Source organism: Bordetella sp. FB-8 (genome assembly GCF_000382185.1).
Lineage (GTDB): Bacteria > Pseudomonadota > Gammaproteobacteria > Burkholderiales > Burkholderiaceae_B > Bordetella.
On sequence record NZ_KB907784.1, the window covers coordinates 2,917,137 to 2,932,188 of the forward strand.

At 57.9% G+C, this 15,052-nt stretch carries 13 protein-coding genes; 11 read left to right on the forward strand and 2 right to left on the reverse strand.

Translation table 11 applies throughout. The annotated features are described in order from the left end of the window. Positions 1–178 precede the first annotated feature (178 nt). From kaiC to thpD, 11 genes are all read left to right on the forward strand, one after another. Entirely contained in the window at positions 179–1,951 is a 1,773-nt protein-coding gene (kaiC, locus tag H143_RS0113895) for a circadian clock protein KaiC (RefSeq protein ID WP_081627051.1), read from the forward strand. Further along, complete coding sequence (locus tag H143_RS0113900) at positions 1,948–2,310, forward strand: circadian clock KaiB family protein (protein ID WP_019938858.1); 363 nt, start codon at positions 1,948–1,950, stop codon at positions 2,308–2,310. The genes kaiC and H143_RS0113900 overlap by 4 nt, the downstream gene beginning before the upstream one ends. Then, positions 2,310–7,082, forward strand: coding sequence for a PAS domain S-box protein (locus tag H143_RS21660; protein WP_081627052.1), 4,773 nt, complete (start codon positions 2,310–2,312; stop codon positions 7,080–7,082). Before H143_RS0113900 ends, H143_RS21660 begins: the two co-directional genes overlap by 1 nt. A gap of 12 nt (positions 7,083–7,094) precedes the next feature. Continuing rightward, positions 7,095–8,315 (forward strand): EAL domain-containing protein, encoded by a 1,221-nt coding sequence (locus tag H143_RS0113915; RefSeq protein WP_019938861.1) that lies wholly within the window; start codon positions 7,095–7,097, stop codon positions 8,313–8,315. Between the two features lie 11 nt (positions 8,316–8,326). After that, entirely contained in the window at positions 8,327–8,518 is a 192-nt protein-coding gene (locus tag H143_RS22685) for a hypothetical protein (protein WP_019938862.1), read from the forward strand. Between the two features lie 421 nt (positions 8,519–8,939). Then, complete coding sequence (locus H143_RS0113925; protein WP_019938863.1) at positions 8,940–9,212, forward strand: cupin domain-containing protein; 273 nt, start codon at positions 8,940–8,942, stop codon at positions 9,210–9,212. 395 nt (positions 9,213–9,607) lie between these two features. Next, a complete protein-coding gene (locus H143_RS0113930) occupies positions 9,608–10,147 on the forward strand; it encodes a MarR family winged helix-turn-helix transcriptional regulator (RefSeq protein ID WP_019938864.1) in 540 nt (179 codons plus the stop codon). After that, entirely contained in the window at positions 10,144–10,767 is a 624-nt protein-coding gene (ectA, locus tag H143_RS0113935) for a diaminobutyrate acetyltransferase (RefSeq protein WP_019938865.1), read from the forward strand. The genes H143_RS0113930 and ectA overlap by 4 nt, the downstream gene beginning before the upstream one ends. A 110-nt stretch (positions 10,768–10,877) precedes the next feature. Beyond that, positions 10,878–12,179 carry a diaminobutyrate--2-oxoglutarate transaminase gene (gene ectB / locus H143_RS0113940; RefSeq protein ID WP_019938866.1) on the forward strand — a complete coding sequence of 434 codons (1,302 nt, stop codon included), beginning with the start codon at positions 10,878–10,880 and terminating at the stop codon, positions 12,177–12,179. Beyond that, on the forward strand, positions 12,176–12,571 hold the full coding sequence (locus tag H143_RS0113945) for an ectoine synthase (protein ID WP_019938867.1): 396 nt from the start codon (positions 12,176–12,178) through the stop codon (positions 12,569–12,571). Before ectB ends, H143_RS0113945 begins: the two co-directional genes overlap by 4 nt. A gap of 15 nt (positions 12,572–12,586) precedes the next feature. Further along, positions 12,587–13,564, forward strand: coding sequence for an ectoine hydroxylase (gene thpD, locus H143_RS20725; protein WP_081627137.1), 978 nt, complete (start codon positions 12,587–12,589; stop codon positions 13,562–13,564). Between the two features lie 10 nt (positions 13,565–13,574). On the opposite strand, the gene ehuA is transcribed toward thpD, so the two are convergent. After that, positions 13,575–14,363, reverse strand: a complete 789-nt coding sequence (gene ehuA / locus H143_RS0113955) for an ectoine/hydroxyectoine ABC transporter ATP-binding protein EhuA (protein ID WP_019938869.1) — start codon at positions 14,361–14,363, stop codon at positions 13,575–13,577. Next, positions 14,360–15,052 carry an ectoine/hydroxyectoine ABC transporter permease subunit EhuD gene (gene ehuD, locus H143_RS0113960; protein ID WP_026350060.1) on the reverse strand — a complete coding sequence of 231 codons (693 nt, stop codon included), beginning with the start codon at positions 15,050–15,052 and terminating at the stop codon, positions 14,360–14,362. Before ehuD ends, ehuA begins: the two co-directional genes overlap by 4 nt.

Consider the following 15,052-nt stretch of genomic DNA (forward strand, 5'->3'; position numbering starts at 1 on the left):
GGCCACAAAAAACTGCCATTTCGGTCAACCTGGTCCAAACAGTTTCCTTCAACTCTTTTCCTGGCCAATTATTTTTACTCCGCTTCAGGGGCAGTTGAACATTTCTGAAGCAGACCGGTGTCAGAAATCAATTGCCTTTCTGGCGTTTGGTGTCACAACACCGACAGGGGAATAGATCATGGTCAACCCTAGATTTCGCCCAGAATTACCGACCAAGCGCAAAGCCAGTCCAGAAGGAAAAGCCAGGCCGCAGCTGGCAAAAGCCCCGACTGGAATTCAAGGGCTGGACGAAATCACCGGAGGGGGATTGCCGAAAGGCCGCCCAACCCTGATATGCGGTGGCGCAGGCTGCGGCAAGACTCTGCTCGCCATGGAGTTTGTCGTGCACGGTGCCACAAATTTTGATGAACCTGGCGTGTTTATGGCGTTCGAAGAAACCGCCCAAGACCTGACCGAGAATGTCGCCTCCCTCGATTTCGATTTGAAAGACCTGATCGCTCGCAAAAAGATCGTTCTGGACTATGTATTTGTCGAGCGCAGCGAAATCAAAGAGAGCGGCGAATACGACCTGGAGGGCTTGTTCATTCGCCTGGGCTCAGCCATCGATTCGATCGGTGCCAAGCGTGTGGTGCTCGATACGGTCGAATCGTTGTTTGCCGACTTGCCCAGCCAGGCGATCCTGCGCGCCGAATTGCGCCGCCTGTTCCGCTGGCTGAAGGATAAAGGCGTGACAGCCATCATCACTGGAGAACGTGGCGATGGCACGCTGACGCGCCAGGGATTGGAAGAGTATGTTTCCGACTGCGTTATCGTGCTCGATCATCGCGTAACCGAGCAGGCTTCCTCGCGGCGCTTGCGGGTGGTCAAGTATCGCGGATCGGTCCACGGCACCAACGAGTACCCGTTTCTGATCGACGAAGATGGAATTTCGGTGCTGCCGGTCACTTCGCTTGAATTGAAGCACGTCGCTTCCAGCGAACGTATCTCCAGTGGCGTCGCCCGTCTGGACGCGATGCTCGGTGGCAAGGGCTATTTCTGCGGCAGCAGCGTGTTGGTCTCCGGCACTGCGGGAACTGGTAAGAGCAGCCTTGCTGCACACTTTGCCGATGCGGCCTGCCGTCGCGCAGAACGCGTGCTTTACTTCTCGTTTGAAGAATCTCCCGATCAAATCATTCGCAATATGCGCTCCATCGGGATCGATCTGCAACAGTGGATAAGCACAGATCAACTGAGAATTGATGCGGCCCGAACCTTGTCCGCAGGCCTGGAAACCCATCTTGCGATCAAGCAAAAATTGATCGCTGAATTCAAGCCACAAGTAGTGATCCTGGATCCGCTGAACAGTTTTGTCGTCGGGGACAACCAGATCGAAGTCAAATCGATGTTGATGCGGCTAGTGGATTTTCTCAAGAAAAAGCAGATCACCGGATTGTTCACCAATCTGGCGCAAAGCGGCAGCCCGGTCGAGCTCACCGACGTCGCCATTTCATCTGTGATCGACACCTGGCTGTTGCTGCGTGATATCGATAGCGGCGGCGAACGCAACCGCTGCCTGTCCATCCTGAAATCGCGCGGCATGGAGCACTCAAACCAGATACGCGAGTTCATGCTGACCGATCACGGCGTGGAATTGCGCGACGTATACGTCGGACCCGAGGGTGTATTGACCGGTTCGGCGCGACTTACCAAAGAGGCAGAAAACCGTGCCACATTCTTGATTCGCAATCAGGAGGTCGAACTGCGGCGGATCGAACTGGAGCGCAAGCGCACCACACTGGAGGCGCAGATCGCCATGCTGCGGGCCGAATTTGCGGTTCAAGAAGTTGTCTCATCAAAAATCATCGGCCAGGAAAAAGCCGATAAAGCGCAAGTGGTGCAGGCACGCGCGGACATGAGGCTGAGCCGCAAAGTAGATGCAAAGCCGAACCAGCAAAAGGGGGGATCGAGATGAAATCTGATCCGATCCATCCCCCGCACCCGAAAGCCACAACGGCATCGCGCAAGGCAGAGATCTTGCATGTCGACATGCTTCCCAGCCAGTATTGCTTGACACTATATGTTGCCGGGCAATCGCCAAAATCTGTCAACGCTATCGCCAACCTCAACAAGATCTGCGAAGAAAACCTGCATGGACGCTACCAACTCGACGTGGTTGATCTATACCAGCATCCACAACTCGCTCAGGGCGAACAGATCATCGCGTTACCAACTCTGATAAGACGGATTCCGTCTCCGTCGCGGCGCATCATTGGCGATCTGTCGAATACCGAACGCGTGCTGGTGGGGCTGGATATTCGCCAGAGTTCGTGATGCCCAAGAAATCCGCCGCCCAACAGTTAGATGCAGAAAATCGAGACCTACGCGCCCGGCTCGCAACGGCCGAGGCGACACTAAGGGAGGTCCTCAGCGGTGAGTCAGATGCGCTATACGTCAGCGGCACGGGCGGCGCGCAAATATTTACGCTCAAGGGTGCCGATCAATCCTACCGGACATTGATCGAGAACATGAGCGAAGGGGCGCTTACGCTGACGCCAGCTGGCCTGATTCTGTATGCCAATCGGCGCTTTGCACAGATGCTTAAAGTGCCTCTCGAAAGAGTGATCGGCTCAGAGATTCACACCTGGGTTTCACGTGAAAGTCGCCAGGTCCTTCAGACACTGCTGCGAACGGATGTGGTCAACCACCGTGAGGAGCTGGCTCTCACTGCCGCCGACGGATTGCAGGTACCCGTCAATCTTTCGGTCAGTCATCTAATCCTGGACGAAATTCACGATTCATTCTCCATGATCGTGACCGACCTGACTGAGCAGAAATGCAATGAAGCGATTATCGCCGCGGAAAAACGGTCGAACGTCGTCCTGGAACAGGCTGCCGACGCGAATCAGGTTCGCCTTGACGCAGCCGCCAGGCAGGTCGCAATACTCAACGCGCTGCCCTTGAGCATTGCGCTGCTCGATAGCCAGGGAGAAATCATTTCGGTGAATGAAACGTGGCAACAATTCGGCTGTGCCAATTCGGCTCATGTCCCGCGGCATGACGTGGGCGTCAATTACCTGACGGTATGCGACGAGGTGCAGGGCGACGACGCTGCCCAGGCCAATCAAGCCGCTGCCGGAATTCGTGCGGTGCTGGACGGCACGGCAGATACTTTTTCGCTTGAATATCCCTGTCATTCCCCCACAGAACAGCGTTGGTTCCTGATGACGTCGACGCCCCTGGTCGACCCCGCCTCAAAGGGCGTGGTGGTCATGCACTTGAATATCACCGCGAGAAAGACTGCCGAGAATGCGCTGCGCGACAGCGAAGACGAATTTCATACGCTGGCCGAAGCGATGCCGCAAATTGTGTGGATTGCACGCGCCGATGGCTGGAATATTTATTTCAACCAGCATTGGATGGAGTACACCGGGCTCACCACTGAGGAAAGCCGAGGCCATGGATGGAACAAGCCGCTTCATCCCGACGATCAGCTGCGTGCATGGGATGCCTGGCAGAAGGCGGTTGCGACAGCCGGCATTTACTCCATCGAAAGCCGCTTACGCCGTGCCGACGGGGTGTACCGCTGGTGGCTAGTCCGCGGCATGCCGCTACTCGGTGCTGAAGGCAACATCCTTAAATGGTTTGGCACCTGCACGGACATCCATGACCTGAAGGTGGCGGGTTTGGAAATCGCCCGCACTAACGCAGAACTGCGAGAGAGCGAACGGCGCTTGGGCGACCTGCTGGAAAATGTGGAACTGGTTTCGGTGATGCTGGATCGCGAAGCGCGGATCACCTATTGCAATGATTACCTGTTGCGCCTGACTGGATGGAAGCGCGAGGAAGTCATCGGGAGAAACTGGCGGGATATATTCGTGCCGCCCGAACTGAACGACTTGAATGACGCTGTTTTCGCGAAACTGCTCGTCAATCTACCCGAAGCACGGCATGGCGAGAACGAAATCCTTACCCGTCTGGGCGAACGTCGGTTGATACGCTGGAACAATTCGGTGCTGCGCTCTGGAGCCGGTGAGGTGGTCGGTTCGGCAAGCATCGGCGAAGACATCACAGAAAGCAGACGAGGCGAGCGCCTTTTACTGGATAGTGAAAAACGGTTTAGAGCCATTTTTGATCAAGCTCCCGTTGCAATGGCGCTGCTTGATAGGCAAGGCCATCCAATCATTTCCAATTTACCCTTGTCAAAAATGGTTGGCTATACCAACGATGAACTGTCGAAAATGACGTTTAGCGAATTTTCATACCCCGAAGATACTACTAAAGATTGGGATCAATTCACGGATTTGATGGAAGGAAAAATATCCGCTTACAGCATGGAAAAAAGATATGTCCATAAAAATGGGAATCTGATCTGGGCTAATCTTTCAGTCACAATGCTCCGTGATGAAAATGGCCTTCCTCAAGACATTATAGGAATGGCCGAGGACATCACCGAGCGCAAGAAAGCGGAAGCCAGAATCACATATCTCAACCGCCTCTACGCCATGCAGAGCAGTATCAATGCGCTGATTGTGCACGTGCGCGACCGCAAGGAATTGTTCAAGGAGGCGTGCCGGGTTGCTGTCGATGTTGGCGGATTCAGCATGGCCATGATAGGCATTCTGAATCGCACCGAAATGAAGATTGTCCCGGTGGCTTCCATTGGTAAGGACGAGACTCTGCTCAAGGCGATAAAAGATATTTATTCATCAGTTCATATCGCATCAAACACCATGGTCGAACGAGCGGTCAATGAAAATAAAATTATCGTTTCCAACGATTCGCCATGCGATCCGCAGGTTCTGTTTGGCAAGCTATTTGCCGAATCCGGCATCAACTCAATCGTCGTTTTGCCGTTGATACTTGCCGATGAGGTCTTTGGCGTGCTTGCCATTTACGCGAGCGAACGCAATTTCTTTCATGATGAAGAGTTAAAACTGCTGTCGGAATTGACCGGCGACATTTCGTTTGCCATGGAATATTTGGAAGCTCAAGACGCGCTGCGCAGTCTCAATCAGGAACTGGAAAGCAAGGTTGCGGCACGCACGGTCGATCTCGAGCGAGCCCGCAACGACGCAAACACGGCCAACCAGGCCAAGTCCAGTTTTCTCGCCGCCATGAGCCACGAGATCCGCACGCCGATGAACGGCGTGATCGGCATGGTCGACGTGTTGCGACAAACCAGCCTCAACCGGCATCAGGTGGAGATGGTCGATCTGGCCCACGATTCTGCATTATCGCTACTGAATATCATCGACGACATTCTCGATTTTTCCAAGATTGAGGCCGGTCGGCTGGAAATCGAAAGTGCGCCCATTTCGGTGGCCAACGTGGTGGAGAGTGCCTGCGACATGTTGGATCATTGGGCCGACAAGAAAATGGTGGCACTCAACTTGTTTGTCGATCCCACGATTCCTGAGGTGGTCATGGGTGATGCATTACGCATTCGCCAGGTGCTGTTGAATCTGGTGAGCAACGCCATCAAGTTTTCCAGTGGCCGCGAGCAGGCCGGTCGTGTATCGATACGTGTGGTAGCGATCGAGCACGGCTTGGAGGAAATCGGCGTCGAATTCCAGGTGATCGACAATGGCATCGGCATGGATGAAGAGACCAAGTCGCGGCTATTCACTGCATTCACCCAGGCCGACACGTCGACGACGCGACGCTTTGGCGGTACTGGGCTGGGGCTGGTCATTTCACGTCATCTGGTCGAACTGATGGGCGGCTATTTCACGCTACAAAGCACGCCGGGAATGGGCGCGACATTTACCGTGCACTTGCGATTTGCGCTAAGGCAAGACATGGCGGGCGTGGTTGAACCGCTTTCCGACGTGGCTGGGCTGTCCTGTGTTGCAGTCGGTGCCCGCAACGGAGTGGTCGAACATATTGCCGCGTATCTGATCCACGACGGCGCACAGGTCCAATCCGCATTGGATATGGCTCAAGCACGCACCATAATGCTTGGATTGGCGCCGGGATTATGGATCTGGATCATCGACTGTGCCGAAATTTCAACGCCGATCGATGAACTGCGTGCTTTTGTCCATAGCCTGCCGGACCAGGAAATTCGCCTGGTCATTGTTCGGCGCGGATCGCATAAGGAACCTCACGCGAAATACCCCGATGTGGTGCTGGTCGGCGGCAACATTATGACGCGCCGTAGATTGTTGAAAGCAGTCGCGATCGCCGCAGGACGGGAAGCCGAGGTAGAGCGGGCATTTCCATCAGTCAAACTCATAGCGGGAATCATGGCGCCGTCGCGCGAAGCTGCGGTGCACGCCGGCGGGCTGATTTTGGTGGCTGAGGATAATGAGACCAACCAGAAGGTCATCCTGAGGCAGCTCGCGCTACTTGGTTTTGTCGGAGAGGTCGCCGATAACGGAAAACTGGCACTGAAACGCTGGCAAAGCGGGAACTATGCGCTGCTGCTAAGTGACTTGCATATGCCAGAGATGGACGGCTATGAATTGGCTGCCGCAATTCGTGCGCATGAGAATGCTCACGAGCAGACTCAGCGTCGCAAGAGCCGTATCCCAATCGTGGCGATGACCGCTAACAGGCTCCAAGGCGAAGCTGATCGCTGCCGATTGGCTGGTATGGACGATTTCCTGAACAAGCCGCTTCACATGGTAGATCTGCAGGCGATACTGGAAAAATGGTTGCCTGCAACATCCAGTCCCCAGTCGCACGCCGAAAAAATTCCCCATGCAGGCGCCTCAACCATTGCGGTACCTGCGCCCGCTGAGCCGGTGGACGTGAGCGTTCTCGAACACTTGATTGGTAGCGACCCGGCAATGATTTCCGAATTCCTCAATGACTTTCAAATCAGTGCAGCAAAGATCTCGCTAGAATTGAAATCGGCATGTGTCAAAGGTCTGGCGCTGCCGGCGAGCGAGCAAGCACACAAACTCAAGTCTTCGGCGCGAGCAGTGGGTGCGCTGGCGCTTGGCGACCTGTGCGAAGAGATAGAGGCTGCCGGCGATGCCGGCAACACAGAAACGCTGACGACGTTATATCCCAGATTTCAGCGCGAATTCGATGTCGTAAATATCTCTCTCGATTCTTTGCTGGCGCATCGCACCGATCGTCGAACGACAAATAAATGACGGACATTGAACATGTACAAATCAACCATCCGGATTCTTGTCCTCGACGATGAAGCCTTCATGCTCAAGCTACTCGCCCAGATGCTGGCCACGCTGGGATTTACCCAGGTTACTACCTGCGACAACGGAAGCGAAGCGCTGAAATGGGTCGATGCCTACGCGAACGTACCGGGTCTGATTGTGATGGATCTGAACATGCCAAAAATGGACGGCGTCGAATTCGTGCGCGAGCTGGTCCAGCATGAATACGAGGGTAGTCTGATCTTGGTCAGCGGTGAGGATGAGCGCGTACTGCAGACGGCAGAGAAACTGATACGTGCACATCAAATTTCCGTGCTGGGACACCTGCGCAAACCTGTCACGCCAGAAAGGTTGATGGCCTTGCTGGCAACCTGGGTGTTGCCACAGCAAGGCACCCTGCTCAAACTGAGGCAGCCGTACCGTGTCGACGAAGTGCGTGCAGCAATCCAGAATGGCGAGTTAGTCAATTACTACCAACCCAAGGTGGCACTCGCCACGGGTCGCGTGGCAGGCGTTGAAACGCTGGTGCGCTGGCAACACCCTGAGAATGGCATCGTATTGCCCGATCAGTTTATCGGTATTGCAGAGGAGCATGGTTTGATCAACGAGCTCACGCACGTGGTATTGGCATCGGCGCTCTTTCAAGCCAAGCACTGGCAGCAAACAGGGCTGGCACTGGTCGTGGCGGTCAACATTTCGATGGACGACTTGACGTTCCTGGATTTTCCGGATTTCGTCGCCCAACTCGCGGCCTCAGCAAATGTCGCTCCAGAGCACGTGGTATTGGAGGTTACGGAAAGTCGTCTGGTTCGGGATCAGCGTGTGCCTCTCGATATACTGACCAGACTGCGGCTGAAACGCTTTCAGCTTTCGATCGATGACTTCGGTACCGGCCATTCTTCTCTGGCGCAGCTGCGCGACATGCCATTCGGCGAACTCAAGATCGACCAGAGTTTCGTGCACGGTGCGTGGAAAAACGAGACTTTACGCGCAATGGTTGACGCCAGCCTTGGCCTCGGAAAACAGCTCGGTATGGAAGTCGTAGCCGAAGGGGTGGAAGATCTTGACGATTGGAACTTCCTGCGGCGTACCCGATGCGATCTCGCGCAAGGCTATTTTATTGCCCGCCCAATGCCGGCTGCCGATCTGCCCGTCTGGATGGAGTCGTGGCGCGAGCGCATGCAACGCTTGCAAGCGGAAACATTATCGTAGGGGCGCGCGCCATGCCCAGAGCTACCGCCGCTCAATTGACGACTCTAGTTGTCACGGAAGATTCCAGCGGCGCGGCCCTGGTCAAGTATCTGCCTGCACTGGAATATGACCAAATTGTAATTTCCATCGATCCGGATCCTGCGGCGGAATACTTTGACAAAATTCTCCCAGACTTGCTGTTCTTCATGAGCAAAGCGCGGTAACGCCGCTATTTCAATTCGGCAGGTGATCATCAGAAGGCCCAGAAAAGAAGCAGCATCTGGCCGAGGCTTTGGCGCACCTGGCCATGGCTTTCGAGATGAGCCAAGCCATCGGCGGGGTTGGGGATTTCCTGGGCATGCGGCCAATAAGAACCCCATTTCGGTTGTTCGCTTTGATTGCCTTGGCAAACCGTCCGGCATTTTCGTCTCTTATCGACGAACAATAGTCAACGCATGCCTGACGAGCCGCAGATTCGGTGCGGCCAAACTGTTGAGCAAAGCCCTTCTGGGTATATGCATGGTCGTACACGTCAGGGTATCTTTGACGATATCTGGGCATCATATCGGCGAGTTATAGTCACTTTCGAGGACGCAACTCACAGCACGGCGATGCCATCAGACCGTGCTCTTTCGGGGAATAAAGATGCATGACTTTGAAGCGTTCAAAGATCGCAAAATCACAGAGGGATTTGATGAGGTGCTGGTGCGCAACTGGGAGCCGAACTTCCAGAACGAGATGCATACGCATCCGTTTGACACAGACGCCGTCGTCGTCAAAGGCGAGTACTGGCTGACCATGGGTCAACAGGTCAGGCACCTGAAGGTGGGTGACACCTTCAGCGTTCCTCGCGCAGTTTTGCATAGCGAGAAGTATGGTTCCGAAGGCGCCGTCTTCTGGGCGGCAAGAAGAAATTGATTCACTTCTTATCATGCGGGAGGCCGACTGCGCGCTACAGGCATATCAACTGCCCGAGCATCGAGGCGTGCTGGCGGCGCGACTGTAAATGGGTTCGGGATATCTGCTTCGTGCCCGGCGAGGTTTTTTTTCGGCCAGCCGGGGCTTTCGAAATTACCTGCGCCTGAGCGCGGCCTGAAGCGGGGCGTCATACATCGAAATGGCGTGCGTTGGGGCGGCTTGTCCGCGACAGACTCATGCCGTCAGACGGCTGAGTCGCACGTTGACTTCTTCTGCGTTTCCTGGTTTCTCGCTCGCCGGTAGCGTTCTCTCAGAAGGGTTGACTTTGATTTTTTGCGGGCATATCATTTGAGTAGAAATTAATCTTAGTGAAATTAAAGGATGCTCCTCGCATCATGAACGACACCGTAGCCAATCCGCACTATGACCTGCGCATCCTGCGCGCTTTGCGTCGCATCACGCGGTCCATTGCGCTGCATTCGCGCCAGCTTGCCGCCTGCAGCCATATCACGGCGCCGCAGTTGGTCTGCCTGCGCGCGGTCATCGATCTGGGGCCGTTGACGGCCACTGCCATCAGCCGCGAGATCCACGTCAGCCCCAGCACGGTCGTCGGCATACTCGATCGTCTAGAAGACAAGGGGCTGGTGCGGCGCGAGCGCAGCCGCGAAGACCGCCGTATCGTTTTCGTGGCCGCTACCGAGGCCGGCATCGCCCTGGCCAAGAGCACGCCTTCGCCGCTGCAGCAGAAGCTGGCCGATGCGCTCAAGGCGCTGCCCGAACTGGAGCAGGTGACCATCACCCTTTCGCTCGAACGCATTGTCAATCTAATGGAGCCGCAGGGCGTGCTGCCCCCCGAATCGCCGGACGAGTCCGGCTCGCCCATCCTGGATGTCGCCGTCGGTGGAGCGCCTCCCGAGTCAGGCCTGGTGGTATGAGTGTCAAGGCGGACGCTCCCCATTCGTCTTCATCACTACGCGAGCAACGCGCCACGCCGCCGCAGGCCCTGTGCCTGCGCGCCCCAAGCAAAACCGACGGCCAGTTCGTGCATCGCCTAGTCGCACAGTGTCCGCCGCTGGATCTCAATTCCCTGTATGCCTATCTGCTGCTGAGCGAGCATCACGCCCAGACCTGTGCGCTGGCTGAGGACGATGCCCGGCAGGTGGTCGGCTTTGTGTCGGCATACATACCGCCGCGGCATCCCGATGTTCTGTTCGTCTGGCAGGTTGCCGTGCATCCGCGCGCGCGTGGATCTGGCCTGGGCCGGCGCATGCTGTGGCATCTGCTCGAGCGTCCTGCCGCAAGCGCGATCCGCTACATCGAGACTACCGTCAGCCCCGGCAATGCCGCGTCTCGCGCCGTGTTCGCCGGCCTTGCCCGGAAGCTTGACGCAGGCTGTTCCGACACCGCCTTGTTCGGACCCGAGCTGTTCGGGCAGGAAGAACACGAAGAAGAAAGGCTGTTGCGCATCGGGCCTTTCCAAGTTTCCCGAAATCGCGGCTGCAAGGAGCGCGGCCGCCCGAGTCTGTTCATGCCAGAGGTGCGGCGCCTTTTCTAGCGTGAGCAGGTCTCAAGCCCCATCAGGGGATTTCAGCCAGCAGGCTTGCGCGGGCATCAGCCTCGATGGCGCGCTTTTCTGCAAGGCCTCACAACCAAAAGGAGAACGCCATGGACTTGAGCATATTTGACCGGATGGAGTCGGAGGTGCGCGGCTACGTCCGGTCTTTCCCAGTCGTTTTCGAAAAAGCCAAGGGCTCCTTGCTGTTCGATGAAACAGGGCGCCAGTACATCGATTTCTTCAGTGGCGCGGGCACGCTCAACTATGGGCACAACAACCCTGTACTCAAGCAGCGCTTGATCGACTACTTGGGCTCCGATGGCGTGGTGCATGGCCTGGACATGGCCACCAGCGCCAAGAAATATTTTATCGAGACCTTCGAGCGCGTCTTGCTCAAGCCGCGCGGCTGGCAGTACAAGCTGCAGTTCACCGGCCCGACCGGAACCAACGCGGTGGAGGCTGCGCTCAAGCTGGCCCGCCAGGTCAAGGGCAGGCAGAACATCATTTCTTTTACGCACGGCTTTCACGGTGTCAGTGGAGGATCCCTGGCGGCGACGGCCAACGTGAAATTCCGACAGGCCGCGGGCATGGCCCTGGGCAACACTACCTTCGTGCCTTATGACGGCTATCTGGGACCCGATGTCGATACTGCGGCCTATCTCGAGCGCCTGCTGGACGATCCGAGCAGCGGGCTGGATCATCCGGCCGCGGTGATTGTCGAGACCGTGCAGGGCGAAGGGGGAGTGAACGTCGCCACTTGGCGGTGGCTGCGCCAACTGGTCACGCTTTGCCGCCGCCACGACATGTTGCTGATCATCGACGACATTCAGGTGGGATGCGGACGCACCGGCAGCTTCTTCAGTTTCGAGCAGGCCGGCATCGAGCCGGACATCGTGACGCTATCCAAGTCGCTGTCCGGCTTCGGTCTGCCCATGTCGCTGGTCTTGATCAAGCCCGAGCTCGATATCTGGAAGCCTGGAGCGCACAGCGGTACCTTCCGCGGCAACAACCTGGCTTTCGTCACGGCCGCCCAGGCGCTGGACAGCTACTGGGTGAGCGATGCTTTCGCCGGCCAGACGCGGCATAAGGAAGACCTGCTGCGCAACTGGCTCGAGAACCTGGCCTATAGCTACCCGCAGGCAGGCTTGAGCGTGCGTGGACGCGGACTGATACAGGGTTTGGCGCTGCCGGCCGAGGCAGGCAACCTGGCCAACCGCATCGCCGCGAAGGCCTTCGAGTACGGCGTCGTCATCGAGACGTCGGGCGCATACGACGAGGTGCTCAAGGTATTGCCGGCGCTGACCATCGAGGACGAGTTGCTCGAGCGCGGGCTGGAGGTCCTGGAGCGCAGCACAGCAGAGGTGCTGGGGCGCCAGGGCAAAGTACTCAAATTTGGAGGGCAACGAGGATGATAGTAAGAAACGTCAAAGATGTGATCGGCACCGAGCACGAGGTCAAGACCGATACTTGGCTGAGCCGACGGGTGCTGCTCAAGAAGGATGGCATGGGTTTTTCCTTCCATGAGACGGTGATCTTCCCGGGCAGCGAAACCCATATCCACTATCGCCATCACCTCGAGGCGGTCTGGTGCATTGAGGGCGACGGTGAGATAGAGACCATCGCCGACGGCAGGAAATACGCGCTCGGTCCGGGTGTGGTCTATGCACTGGACCAACACGACGAGCATTGGCTGCGCGGGGGCAAGGAGCCGCTGCGCGTGATCTGCGTCTTCAATCCGCCGCTCACGGGGCTGGAGGTGCATGATGGACAGGGCGTGTATCCAGCCATGGCTGATGCGGCTTGATGTGGGAGGCGCATGATGACAACGACGATGAGCGATCTTTACGATTCGCGCACAGACCGCGACGCGGCGATCATCGCGCGGCAGGAGCCGGTGGTGTATGGCGGCGGCGACTATGCCCAGGCGTTGTCGGAGCGGCAATTGGCAGCCTACGCAAGCGACGGATTCCTGCTGGTCGAGGACCTGTTTTCGGCCGCGGAGGTGCAGGTGCTGCTGGGCGAGATTCGGCGCATGGGCCGGGACCGCGCCGTCCTGAGCCGCGAAGAGGCCATCACCGAACCCAGCAGCGACGCCCTGCGATCAGTGTTCAGGGTGCACGAGCTCAGTGCGCTGATGGGCCGTCTGGCTCGCGACCGGCGCCTGGTCGATGTGGCGCGCCAGATACTGGGATCGGAGGTCTACATCCACCAGTCGCGGGTCAATATGAAGCCTGGCTTCAAGGGCGAGCCGTTCTATTGGCACTCCGATTTCGAGACCTGGCACGTCGAGGACGGCATGCCTGCCATGCGGGCCTTGAGCTGCTCGCTGCTGCTTTCCCAGAACAATGCCTGCAATGGCCCCCTGATGCTGATGCCCGGTTCGCACCGGCATTTCATCTCGTGCCGGGGCAAGACGCCGCAGAATCATTACCGTAGTTCGCTCAGGAAACAGGAATACGGTGTGCCCGATCAGGTCAGCCTGCAGCTATTGGCCGAGCGGGGCGGCATACGCGCCATGACGGCCGGCGCGGGCTCGGTGGTGTTCTTCGACTGCAACACCATGCACGGCTCCAACGGCAATATCTCTCCCTGGCCGCGGGCCAATGTCTTCATGGTCTACAACAGCGTGGAAAACCGCCTGGACCCGCCCAAGTACGGCCTGTCGCCCCGGCCCGAACACATCGCGGCCAGGCACAACGACGCTGCGCTCGCCGCGCTGGACGCGTTCATCAAGCCGGGCGCCGGGCTGCCGGGCGCCGGGCTGCCGGGCGCCGGGCTGCCGGCCGTCGGCCGCTGAGCGTCCTTTTTCAGGCTGGGTTCGCTTCCAGGAACCCCTTGAGGAACGTGCGTGTGCGCTCCTCCCGAGGCTCGGTAAAGAGCTCTTCGGGAGGTGCCTGCTCGACGATGCGGCCTTGGTCGAAGAAGCACACACGGTCCGAGATCTGCTTGGCGAACTGCATCTCGTGCGTCACCAGTAGCATGGTCAGGTCGTGCTCCTGCGACAGGCGCTGGATGACGTGGAGCACTTCGTCCACCAGTTCCGGGTCCAGCGCCGAGGTGGGTTCGTCGAACAGCATGATGTTCGGATGCATGGCCAGGGCGCGGGCGATGGCCACGCGCTGCTGCTGGCCGCCCGAAAGCTGACCGGGGAATTTGCCGGCCTGATCGGCCAGGCCCACCAGTTCCAGGTATTCCTGGGCGCGCTCACGGGCCTCTTTGCGCGACAGTCCCAGGACATGCCTCGGTGCCTCGGTGATATTGCGCCGCACTGTCATGTGCGGAAACAGGTTGAACTGTTGGAAAACCATGCCCATCTCCTTGCGCATTTCGCGCAGGTGGGCCTCGCCGGCCGGCACCAGACGGTCGTGCCGGTATTGATGCCAGAGGGGCTTGCCGGCCACGTGGATCAGGCCGCTATCGATGCCCTCCAGGGTCATGAGTATGCGCAACACCGTGGACTTACCCGAGCCCGAGGGGCCGATGATGGAGACTTTCTCGCCCGGCTGGACGTCGAAGTCCAGCCCGTCAAGCACCGTCGTGTCGCCGAAGCGCTTGACAACTTTTTCGAAGCGAATGATGGCCGGGGTATCGTTCATCGTAATGGCAATCCTCTTTTGGGCAGGCGGGTGTCCAGATAGCGCACGCCCGCCGAGGCGGCGATGGTCAGCACCAGGTACAGTCCACCCACCATGGATAGGGGGATCAGGTAGTTGAAGGTCCGGTCGCCGATGATCTTGGCGACATTGAGCATCTCCAGCACCGAAACGACCGACAGCACCGGCACATCCTTCATGATGGAGACCAGGTAATTGCCGAGCGCCGGAATGATGCGCGGCACCGCCTGCGGCAGCACGATCACGCTGAATATTCGTGCGGGCATCAGGTCAAGGGCGCGCGCGGCTTCGATCTGCCCTCGCGGTACCGATTCCAGCCCTGCCCGGTAGACCTCCGACGTGTAGGCGCTGTACTGCACGCCCAGCGCCAGCGCGCCGGTGAGAAAGGCTGGCAGCACGATGCCGTAGTCAGGCAGCACGTAATACAGAAAGAACAGTTGCACCAGCAGAGGCGTGTCGCGGATGAATTCGGCCAACAGGCGCGCCGGCCATGACACCAGGCGCAGCCGGCTCGATTTCAGGGTGGCCAGTGCCAGGCCCAGCGCGAGTGCGATGGCAAAGCCCACGATGCTGGCCTGCACGGTCGCCAGCATGCCGTGCAGCAGGATGGGCAGTATGGACGCGGCAAAGGCCCCGTCGCTGCTGGTGTTCCAGTGGATGCCAAAGAGCAT

Coding starts and splice junctions, on each gene's coding strand:
- H143_RS0113900 (WP_019938858.1), top strand. CDS start 1,948: ATGAAATCTGATCCGATCCATCCCCCGCACCCGAAAGCCACAACGGCA.
- H143_RS21660 (WP_081627052.1), top strand. CDS start 2,310: ATGCCCAAGAAATCCGCCGCCCAACAGTTAGATGCAGAAAATCGAGAC.
- kaiC (WP_081627051.1), top strand. CDS start 179: ATGGTCAACCCTAGATTTCGCCCAGAATTACCGACCAAGCGCAAAGCC.
- ehuD (WP_026350060.1), bottom strand. CDS start 15,052: ATGCTCTTTGGCATCCACTGGAACACCAGCAGCGACGGGGCCTTTGCC.
- ehuA (WP_019938869.1), bottom strand. CDS start 14,363: ATGAACGATACCCCGGCCATCATTCGCTTCGAAAAAGTTGTCAAGCGC.
- H143_RS0113915 (WP_019938861.1), top strand. CDS start 7,095: ATGTACAAATCAACCATCCGGATTCTTGTCCTCGACGATGAAGCCTTC.
- H143_RS22685 (WP_019938862.1), top strand. CDS start 8,327: ATGCCCAGAGCTACCGCCGCTCAATTGACGACTCTAGTTGTCACGGAA.
- thpD (WP_081627137.1), top strand. CDS start 12,587: ATGACAACGACGATGAGCGATCTTTACGATTCGCGCACAGACCGCGAC.
- ectA (WP_019938865.1), top strand. CDS start 10,144: ATGAGTGTCAAGGCGGACGCTCCCCATTCGTCTTCATCACTACGCGAG.
- H143_RS0113945 (WP_019938867.1), top strand. CDS start 12,176: ATGATAGTAAGAAACGTCAAAGATGTGATCGGCACCGAGCACGAGGTC.
- H143_RS0113930 (WP_019938864.1), top strand. CDS start 9,608: ATGAACGACACCGTAGCCAATCCGCACTATGACCTGCGCATCCTGCGC.
- ectB (WP_019938866.1), top strand. CDS start 10,878: ATGGACTTGAGCATATTTGACCGGATGGAGTCGGAGGTGCGCGGCTAC.
- H143_RS0113925 (WP_019938863.1), top strand. CDS start 8,940: ATGCATGACTTTGAAGCGTTCAAAGATCGCAAAATCACAGAGGGATTT.